Source organism: Microseira sp. BLCC-F43, from assembly GCF_041929235.1.
GTDB lineage: Bacteria > Cyanobacteriota > Cyanobacteriia > Cyanobacteriales > Aerosakkonemataceae > Microseira.
This window is the reverse complement of the sequence record NZ_JBHFNP010000085.1, coordinates 139,046-148,458: the sequence shown is the minus strand read 5'-3', so window position 1 is coordinate 148,458 and position 9,413 is coordinate 139,046. Positions and strand designations below refer to the sequence as shown.

At 46.0% G+C, this 9,413-nt stretch carries 7 protein-coding genes and 1 pseudogene; 1 reads left to right on the top strand and 7 read right to left on the bottom strand.

The annotated features are described in order from the left end of the window. Positions 1–167: 167 nt before the first annotated feature. The 7 genes and pseudogenes from ACE1CM_RS13330 to ACE1CM_RS13300 all read right to left on the bottom strand — a co-directional run bounded on the left by ACE1CM_RS13330 (position 168) and on the right by ACE1CM_RS13300 (position 8,864). The gene (locus tag ACE1CM_RS13330; RefSeq protein WP_374877982.1) at positions 168–1,307 is read right to left on the bottom strand and encodes a citrate synthase; all 1,140 of its coding nucleotides are present in this window, start codon (positions 1,305–1,307) and stop codon (positions 168–170) included. A 94-nt stretch (positions 1,308–1,401) separates the two neighbouring features. Further along, positions 1,402–1,896: a phosphohistidine phosphatase SixA gene (gene sixA, locus ACE1CM_RS13325; RefSeq protein WP_374877981.1), complete on the bottom strand. Its 495-nt coding sequence runs from the start codon at positions 1,894–1,896 to the stop codon at positions 1,402–1,404. A gap of 72 nt (positions 1,897–1,968) precedes the next feature. Further along, complete coding sequence (locus tag ACE1CM_RS13320) at positions 1,969–3,237, bottom strand: bifunctional oligoribonuclease/PAP phosphatase NrnA (protein WP_374877980.1); 1,269 nt, start codon at positions 3,235–3,237, stop codon at positions 1,969–1,971. A gap of 196 nt (positions 3,238–3,433) precedes the next feature. Next, positions 3,434–3,931 carry an HNH endonuclease gene (locus ACE1CM_RS13315; RefSeq protein ID WP_226591300.1) on the bottom strand — a complete coding sequence of 166 codons (498 nt, stop codon included), beginning with the start codon at positions 3,929–3,931 and terminating at the stop codon, positions 3,434–3,436. Between the two features lie 215 nt (positions 3,932–4,146). Continuing rightward, on the bottom strand, positions 4,147–5,316 hold the full coding sequence (locus ACE1CM_RS13310) for an aromatic ring-hydroxylating dioxygenase subunit alpha (protein WP_374877979.1): 1,170 nt from the start codon (positions 5,314–5,316) through the stop codon (positions 4,147–4,149). Positions 5,317–5,346: 30 nt separating this feature from the next. Further along, positions 5,347–7,722: pseudogene (locus ACE1CM_RS13305) on the bottom strand (adenylate/guanylate cyclase domain-containing protein); the annotation flags it as partial. 95 nt (positions 7,723–7,817) lie between these two features. Then, entirely contained in the window at positions 7,818–8,864 is a 1,047-nt protein-coding gene (locus tag ACE1CM_RS13300) for a cytochrome-c peroxidase (RefSeq protein WP_374877978.1), read from the bottom strand. Positions 8,865–9,003: 139 nt separating this feature from the next. Between ACE1CM_RS13300 and ACE1CM_RS13295 the strand changes: the two genes are divergently transcribed. After that, positions 9,004–9,375: a hypothetical protein gene (locus tag ACE1CM_RS13295; protein ID WP_374877977.1), complete on the top strand. Its 372-nt coding sequence runs from the start codon at positions 9,004–9,006 to the stop codon at positions 9,373–9,375. Positions 9,376–9,413: the final 38 nt, after the last annotated feature.

The following is a 9,413-nucleotide window of genomic DNA, read 5'->3' as shown; positions in this document are numbered from 1 at the left end:
CGTCTGCATTACGGCTGCCGCTACACAAAAGGCGCATACGGCTGCAATCCGCTATAATATCGTTGACCGTTGCTAAGGAATTACGACCTGTAGGGGCAATTAGCAATTACCAATTACCAATTACCAATTACCAAGAACTGCACACATATCCACTTCTATTGCCCCAATTACCTTTTTTCAATCGGGACATAGGGCATACCGCGATCGCCGGTGTAAATTTGACTGGGGCGGAAGATGCGGTTTTCTGCCAGCTGTTCGTTCCAGTGTGCCAGCCATCCGGCGACGCGAGCGATCGCAAATATCGGCGTAAACAAATCCGTCGGTATCCCCATTTTCCGATAAACCAACCCGGAGTAAAAATCTACGTTCGGATAAATTCCCTTATGGCTGAGTTTTTCCTCTACCACCCGCTCTAACTCCAGGGCGATTGCGTAGTATTTGTCATCGCCAAACTTTTCAAACAACTGTTCTGCCAGCTTTTGCAGAATCGTGGCGCGCGGGTCTTTGACTTTGTAAACTCGGTGTCCAAACCCCATAATCTTGGATTTGCGTTCGATGCAATTCTCGATGTAGGGGCGGACATTTTGCACCGAGCCAATTTGTTCTAACATCTCGATTACTTCTTCATTTGCCCCACCGTGCAAAGGACCTGCTAGGGTTCCCACGGCTGATGCTACCACCGCATAGGGGTCCGTTAACGTTGAAGCGGTTACCCTGGCGGAGAAGGTCGAGGCATTCATTGTATGCTCGGCGTGGAGCGTCAGACAAATATCGAAAATTCTGGCTGCCAAGGGGTCTGGTTCCCGCTCGTTCAACATGTACAAAAAGTTGGCAGAATAGTCCAAGTCATCGCGGGGTTGGATCGGGTCGTTGCCTTTCCGCATCAGTTGGAACGCCGCCACCATCGTGGGAATTTTTGCCATCAACCGCACGACTGCTTGACGAATGTACCCTGGATCTGGTAATGCGCGCCGCGAATAGAACAATCCCAAAGCCGCAGCGGAAGCTTGCAGCGCATCCATTGGGTGACCAGTTTCGGGAAAGCATTTCATCATGTCCCGGATGCGGTATTTGATCCGGCGGTGGTAGCAAATATCATGCTCGAAGGCTTGGAGTTCTTCCTTGGTGGGAAGGAAACCCCAGATTAACAGGTAAGTGGTCTCAATGAAGGTACTTTTCTCTGCGAGTTCTTCGATGTTGATGCCCCGATATTCCAAAATGCCCTTTTGTCCATCGACGTAACTGATACTGGATTGGGCAGCGGGGATGTTTTCTAAACCTGGTTTGTACTCGCAAATAGCAGTCATGTTGCCAGCCGTGGGAGGAGAACACTACACTCAGGTTACGTTACCAGAAAACTTGGGGGGCGATCGCATTTTCACCAGGATTATTTAATACATCCTACAGCAGCAGCCTGGGCGCTACGAGCCAGAACAGGTAACTATGACCCACAGGCGAACCAGTTTCCGGCAATGTCAACCCGATAACGCCAGCTTTTTTGAGAATCAAACTCCCACGGGGACTCCCCCAAACCAGGGTTTCTGCCCAATTGCTCAAGTTAGGTTCGTGACCCACCAGCGCCAAGCAACTACCGCCTCCCTGGTGCCAGGTTTCTAGCCAGGGAAGCCAGTTATAAATGTCACCATCTAATCCTAAATAATCTGATTCTTCCACCTGGGATGATAGACCAGCAGTTTGCAAAATCAGGGCGGTTTGGCGCGCCCTCGCCAGCGGACTGGTTAAAATCAAATCGAAGTGCAGCTTTAACTCAGAAAGTCGCTTTGCCATCTTTTTGGTTTTCTGCGTCCCCTCATCGGTCAGCGGACGCTCCTCATCGGTTTCGTAGCTTTCCGGCGCTGCTGCAATCCCGTGGCGAATTAAGTAAAGTTCCAGCATATTTCTATTTTGAATTTTAGATTCTAAATTTTAGATTGAATCTCAAATCTGAAATCTAAAATCTGAAATTCCCTACTTATTTACCAGGGGATTATCCTTCGGGTTGACCAATTTCAGCAGCTTTTGTTTGATTTGGCTATCAAATAGCTGCCATTTCATCCGCGCGTACTCTGGATTCTCGTTGCTACCGCCCAAAAAACCCATCGGGATTTCAAACCCACCCGCCATCATGCGTCCGCCGCCGAAAAAGCGTCCCTGACTATCTTGACCAAACGCTTCTTTGATAAATTCATCCGGGTCTAAAGTCAGCTTAGTGGTTCGCAGCGACCCAATTACCACTTCCAATTCTTCATCTTCGTCGTGAACGATGCCGTATACCACTGCCGTGTGGACGTTTTCTTCTGTCACTAAAAAGTCTGCTGCTTGGGGAATGGCATCGCGGTCATCGTAGCGCAAGTAACCCACCCCAGCAATGGAAAAGTTATTTTGCACCACGCGGTTTTTCAGACTGCGCTCGATCACGTCCATCACCCGACTAGACCGGGTTGCCTGTAGCACGGCATTGAGCAACTGATGGTCGTAAAATCGACTCAGATAGGCTGCGGCTAAAAATTCCTCTTCCTGAGCTTGCCTCAAACCGTTGGTATCCGACCGCAAACCGTGCATCAGGGCGGTAGCGCACTTGACGTGATCGCCGACACTGCTATCAAAAGACAGCAACCCCGCTTGCAGGTATTGGGTCATAATCGTGGCAGTTGCCCGGATATTGGGGCGGATATCGGCAAATTCCGCCTGCAGATCGGCTTGCATCTGATGGTGGTCGATCACCACTATAGTGGGAATCCCCGCTTGCTGCACCAAAGGCATTAACTGGCTGGTCGTTCCTTGATTATCAATTAAGACAAAGCCGCTATAGGCGGATAAATCTTTATTTTTGAGCGTTTGGCTCGTCCAGCGTTGCGCCGGTAAGTTAGTAAGCTTAACCAGGGCAATATTTTCTTGATGGGAGAGGGCGCCCGCATAGACGATGTCGCACCCGATATTGTATTGCTGGGCGATTAATTTATACGCCCAGGCACAAGAGAGGGCATCGGGGTCTGGGAAATCTTGCAGAATCACGATTTGACGCTCATCCCGGTGTCGCTCTAACGTTTGCTGTAGTAACGACGCCCTTTCCCCAGCCAGATTTTTTGCCGGTGACCATCGCTGCTCGGTTTGGATTTTGGTCTCAGCGGGCAATGGCGTCGTCGCACGATCCTTGACTGCATCGGTATTTTCTGCTACTGGAAGCGCCTGTGCTACTGTCAAACGGTCGAGCTGCTTCAGGGAACGAGATTGCATAGGTTCTGGGAATATAAATGTATGGTATAGAAACTTCACTAAACTCGGCGCGCAAGTGAATTGCTATACTTAGATCTTCGCAAAAAAATCGGTAAACAACATACCTCCACCGGGCGGCTATAACCGTACACCAGAGGCGAGAAAACCCTCTACATCTCCCCTTTAACAAAAAACCTGCACAGGGGGTGCAGGTTTGTTAAATGCCGATCACATATTTGCGCCACTCTTGATGCGAACCGCTCTTGAGATGTTTGGCGACTTCAAAGTATAGACTGCTATAGGGTTTGCGGGGCATATATCTCAGGGGCATGTTGGCTTCGACGGGGGTGCGGTTTCCTTTTTTGATGTTACATCGGACACAGGCTGTGACCATATTTTCCCATGTATCGCCGCCGCCGCGCGAGCGCGGATTTACGTGATCCAGTGTTAAGTCGTCACCCGTATAACCACAGTATTGACAAGTGTGGCTATCTCGATGCAATATATTTCGGCGGGTTAAAGGAATTTCCTTGTAAGGCACCTGGACGTAGTGTCGCAGTCGGATCACCGTTGGTAGCGGATATCCGGAATAAACGTACTTGCCGTTATGCTCTATTTGTTCTGCCTTTCCCTTAATCAATAGAATGACCGCTCGACGCCAGCTAGTGATGTTGAGTGGTTCGTAGGAGGCATTTAATACCAGAACCTTGCCCATTGGGTAGCGATAGACAAAAGCTTTTATGAGTGATGGTAACACAGTACCCTCTGTGTCTGTCATCTTTATGCAGGGGAAGAGGGAGGGGAGACGCTAAGGACGCTAAGGAGGGGGAGACGTGGGGAATGATGAAGGTAGGAGAAGATGGGGAAGATGGGGAAGTCATTACTTCTACTTCGTTATCTCCCTCATCTCCCTCACCTCCTCCACCTCCATTATTCCTTGCGTCTCCCCGTTCCCGCGTCGTAGGGTCCTCTTCCCCTCTGCCCGATTCCGAGTGCTTTCAATACTTCTTGGTCAATCGCTGCTAGCAAGCTCTCTGAACTTGAATATAATCCGGGGGTGTAAGCGCGGGAACTTACGCCTTGCTGGGTTAACTCGCAGATTTCCCAGTCTTGTCGATTGGTTAAATCCCAAAGCTCTACCGCATCAGCGGGGTCAAAACCCGGTTGTGCAATTGTATCACCCTCGAACAACCATTCGCAAACAATGCGCGTTTGGTTCGGACTTTGGGGCCATAATGTATGAAACATTACATAATCCGGATGAAGGCTGAGCAATAAATTGGGGAAAATTGAGTAATAATAAACTCGTTTTAAGTCTTCTCCTCCCACTTCGCCTAAAGGTTTTCCGCAACGCTTGCCGCTGATTGTCAGACTAAGGGCGCTATCGTTAAGTTTCATAAATCCTCCCAGGATAGCGCCAGAAAATAAATCGTTTTCGCCGCTGCGATAGAAAGACATTTGAGCAAGTTTTGGATGCACGAGGGGGCAATGATAGCATTCGGAATAATTCTGAAGGATCAGTTTCCAGTTTGCTTGGATGTTGTATTCGATGCGTTGAGCAACTCGAAGTTTGGGCAAATGCCACTGAGTAAATTTATTAATTAACGGCGCAAAGGCGTTGGCGAAGGGTTCTGGATTGGGTGCGAGGTTAAGAAAGAGAAATCCTTCCCATGTTTCTATTGCCACCTTGTGCAGCGGGTAATCTTCTTTGCAGAAATAGTCTAATTCGTTCATTAATGGTGCTGCATTTAATTCTCCGTCTAAGTTATAACTCCAACCATGATAGGGACAGGAAATTGTCTTGTTAAAAGTTCCTTGAGATTGCTGGCATAAGCGCGTGCCGCGATGTCGGCAGACATTATAAAAGGAGCGCACTTCGCCGTTGTTGCTGCGGACTATAATAATACTTTCAGTGCCAATATTAACGAGCAAGTAGTTACCTGGGTGGGGAATTTGTTCCCCACGTCCGATGCATAACCAGCGAGAAGAAAATATGCGTTCCCTTTCTCGCTGGTAAATTTCTGCGGATGTGTAGTATTCTCCCGGTAGGGTTTTCGCACCTGGTATTAAGGTTGATGCTGTTTTGTGAAATTGGGTCATTGGTAATTGCTAATTGCTAATTGCTAATTGCTATAATAAATATTTTCTCTCATTCAGCAAATAAGTCTTCATTTCGCCTTTGCCTTTGACTTGGATGATGCCTCGGTGTTGAAAATGATACTTATGCTGTAATAATTCATAAGTGAAACCAGTTACTTGGATGTGACCGGGGATGCCTTGGGATTCCATACGACTGGCAATATTGACCGTGTCGCCCCAGAGGTCGTAAATAAACTTTTTAATACCTATGACACCTGCAACAACAGGACCGCTGTGAATGCCGATGCGGATGTTTAAGGCGATGCCGGTGGTATTGGTAAAGTTTATGACAGCTTGTTGCATGTCTAGCGCCATTTCTGCGATCGCTTCTGCATGATCGCCCCTCGGTATCGGTAACCCAGAGACTACCATGTAAGCATCGCCTATGGTTTTAATTTTCTCCAATCCATGCCGATCGACTAAATGGTCAAAGGCAGAAAATATTTGATTGAGTAAGTTTACCAATTCTTCTGCACTAATTTGGGATGATAGTTGGGTAAAGCCAACAATGTCGGCAAATAAGACGCTGACTTGATCGAAGCTATCGGCGATGGAACCTTGCTGTTGTTTGAGGCGCTGTGCGATTGGTTCTGGTAAAATATTCAGCAGCAGTGCCTCGGCTTTTTCTTGTTCGAGGCGCAACGCTGCTTGAGCTTTTTTGCGATCGCTTGCTTCCATCGCCAAGGACGCCATATATCCCAAATAACTGGCAAAGTTTTCTTCTTGCAGCGTCCACTCGCGGGGATATCCGACATGTTCGTGACACAATACTCCCACAGTTCGTTTACCCAACCGAATCGGCACATCCAACATCGAGTATATCCCCAATGAAGGTAGATAAGACGCCGCAAACTCGCAAGTGCGAGGATCGGTATGTGCATCATTGGCAGCGATCGCTCGTTCTGCGGTTTCCAATGCTTTAAAATATCCGGGATAGTCACTTTCACTTAACTCAAAATTTTTTGCATGTTGGTTTGAACTTAGTTGGTACAAATCTACGCAGTGAAGCTTTGAGGCATCTTCATTGTAAAACCAAACGCTAACTCGCTCGACGCCCAAGGTAAAAGCTGCTGTTTCGGTAATTTCCCGCAATGCAGCATCTAAATCTCCTTCGTATAGAGGATGGCATTTTGATAATTCCATTAACGCCAGTTGTTGCAGTCGTAACTTGATTTCGCTTTCCTGTAATATTCCTTCTGTCAGCTTGCGTTGGGCAATATCTTCGACAGTACCTTCGTAGTAAAGTAAGACCCCCTTGTCATCTTTTACCGCGCGTGCGTTTTCCGATATCCAGGTAATGCTGCCATCCTTGCGATAAACTTGGGACTCAAACTGAGATATTGTATTGTGCTTTTCCATCGCCGCGATAAATTCGCTACGCCTGTTTGGATCTACATAAACTTTTAGTTTGATATCGTCGATGCTGGCGATTAGTTCTTCTGGGGAAGAGTATCCATAAATCCGCGCTAAAGTAGGATTGGCGCTGATATATTTTCCATCCGGTGTTGTTTGGAAAATCCCATCGGTGGAGTTTTCGTAGATGCTGCGAAATTTTTCTTCTGCTGACTGGGTCGATAATAATGCTTGCTGTAGTTTTTCTTTAGCTGCGCTGACCGTTTTAGCTGAATTGACTAATCTGATAATAATATACGCCGAAATTGTGCCGATTATAACTACATAAAATAACGAAAGCAGCATCCGGTATAAACTGACTCTTTTTAAAGCTTTTTCATAGTATTGATTGTAGACTTTGTAAACTTCTTCGCTGCGGTGCGAAGTCGGCTGCGATACTATCTTTTGTACTAAATCATCGACTTTAGGCTTCTTTGTTAGAATCGTTTTTCCATGTAATATGACTCGATCGATATCCGCACCGTTTATCTTGTCAGAATACTGACTTCTAGTTGTTAATAGCACCCCCAGTTGTCCCTGAATTTGCGGTGCGAGTTCTTCACTGGGAGTTAAGTTATAAATTAAAACATCTTTTAATAAATTTTCCAACTGGTCTGCGAGTCTTTTATCCCCCCTTTGGGATGCTTTTTCAGCTAATTCTGTAGTTAACGTTGGAAAATAATAAAGGGAATTTTTTAAAATCGATTCTTGGGATTTGAATTGTTCTATCAGTTGCTCTTTTTGTCGATAAGCTTCCCTTTGCAATTCTAGAAGCTTTTTGATTTCAATTTGCCCCAATCGCTCGATAAAAGTAGGTATTTGATTTAATTTTTTCTGTCTTTTCTTCAGTTCGGCAAAGTTATTAGCCAGTGGGTCGTAGTAGGTTAGCAGTCCAGAGCGAGATTTAACCACATCCTGATTTAGCAGGGCATCTATTTCTTTAATCCGCAGTAGATTGCTGGTAAAATTATCGTGCTGCTGGAAATCTAAATTCCGGGCTTGATTAAACAGAAATACGAACAGACACAAGGCAAGCGAAATGAGGAATATTAGAATAAAATTAAATAACTTCATAACGGCTTCCCTTGATATTCCCCCGTCAGAGTTGTCAGAAACTTGACGATCAAATCAACTGTTTCTTTTGACAACTCGCGTCCCAATTGATATTTAGCCATAATCGCGATCGCTGACTCGAGGGTTGCGGCTGAACCATCGTGTAAATATGGCGCAGTCAGGGTAATATTCCGCAGGTTAGGAACTTTAAAAACATATCGATCTTCTGACTTTCCAGTAATGTTAAACCGTCCGAAGTCTGCTTGAGTAATATTGCCGCGATCGGTAAAATAATCCCCCATTATTCCAAACTTTTGAAACAGATTTCCCCCCAGATTCACTCCCTGGTGACAGGAAACACAACCATAAGTTTTAAACCGGCGATATCCGGCTTTTTCATCCTCATTAATGGCGCTAACATCGCCGCGCAAAAATTTATCGAAGCGCGAATTAGGAGTAATCAGCGAACGCTCAAACGTTGCGAGCGCATCAATAACGTTGTCGGATGTAATTCCGTCCTTATATATTTGGTTAAAAACTCTTACATAATAGGGCGATCGCTTCAGCTTGCCGATAATTTCAGCCCAAGACGAAGCCATTCTTTGTGGGTTTTTGATAGCACTATCGAGATGTTCTTCTAAAGTCTCGGCCCCTCCATCCCAATCTTGTCTAAAATTAAATCCGCTGTTAAATACAGTAGGCGAATTAACAGAATTTATTACCCCATTAACGCCAATTGAACGCACCAATCTATCTACACCACCCGTACTCAAGTTGTGGCAACTAGCACAGGAAATAGTATTTGTATGGGATAGTTGGGGTTCGTGGAAAAGTGTATCCCCCAGTGCTACCTTTGTTTTATCCTGTTGCACCACGCTCTCAATTGGTTGGATCGGTTCGTTGACCGTACTGACTTGGGTTACCCTATTGTCAGCGGTTTCTATCTGGGGTTCCTGCCTGTGGTATGTTTGCTGCCAAAATGCAATCGCGATCGCCATCGGTACAATCGCCACCAATATGATAGAAAACCGTCTAATTAATCGTTGATTGAAGTAAAACAACATGGGTAATCGGTCATGGGTAATGGGTAATGGGTATAATCAAAAACTAACCCCCCAGTTGCCTTACTTGCAAGGTAAAAGAGAGAATAATAACTCAAGTTGCTAGTTAATAATTGTGACAGCGGTAATTGGTAATTGGTAATTGGTAATTGGATTAACAGGGTTTTGCCGTCAGCAGTCAGAAACCCGGTTTCTGCGGCGATTTCTCGCTGTCAAACGCACGATTTTTCCGAGAAACCGGGTTTCTTTGGCGTCAAACCCACGATTTTTCCGAGAAACCCGGTTTCTTTGGCGTCAGAAACCGGGTTTCTGCGGCGATTTCTCGCTGTCAAACGCCGGATTTTTCCGAGAAACCGGGTTTCTTTGGCGTCAAACCCACGATTTTTCCGAGAAACCCGGTTTCTTTGGCGTCAGAAACCGGGTTTCTGCGGCGATTTCTCCGTGTCAAACGCCGGATTTTTGCGATCACCTTAGTTTCTTTAAGCAACTTACGTTAATAGCACAAAAGGGTTGATTGGGTTTGAACCCAGCTAAACTAAGGGAATTTCTTGT

Bases quoted from the DNA above. Each gene is read 5' to 3' on its own strand.
- ACE1CM_RS13320 (WP_374877980.1), bottom strand. From the start codon at position 3,237: ATGCAATCTCGTTCCCTGAAGCAGCTCGACCGTTTGACAGTAGCACAG.
- ACE1CM_RS13330 (WP_374877982.1), bottom strand. From the start codon at position 1,307: ATGACTGCTATTTGCGAGTACAAACCAGGTTTAGAAAACATCCCCGCT.
- ACE1CM_RS13300 (WP_374877978.1), bottom strand. From the start codon at position 8,864: ATGTTGTTTTACTTCAATCAACGATTAATTAGACGGTTTTCTATCATA.
- sixA (WP_374877981.1), bottom strand. From the start codon at position 1,896: ATGCTGGAACTTTACTTAATTCGCCACGGGATTGCAGCAGCGCCGGAA.
- ACE1CM_RS13310 (WP_374877979.1), bottom strand. From the start codon at position 5,316: ATGACCCAATTTCACAAAACAGCATCAACCTTAATACCAGGTGCGAAA.
- ACE1CM_RS13315 (WP_226591300.1), bottom strand. From the start codon at position 3,931: ATGGGCAAGGTTCTGGTATTAAATGCCTCCTACGAACCACTCAACATC.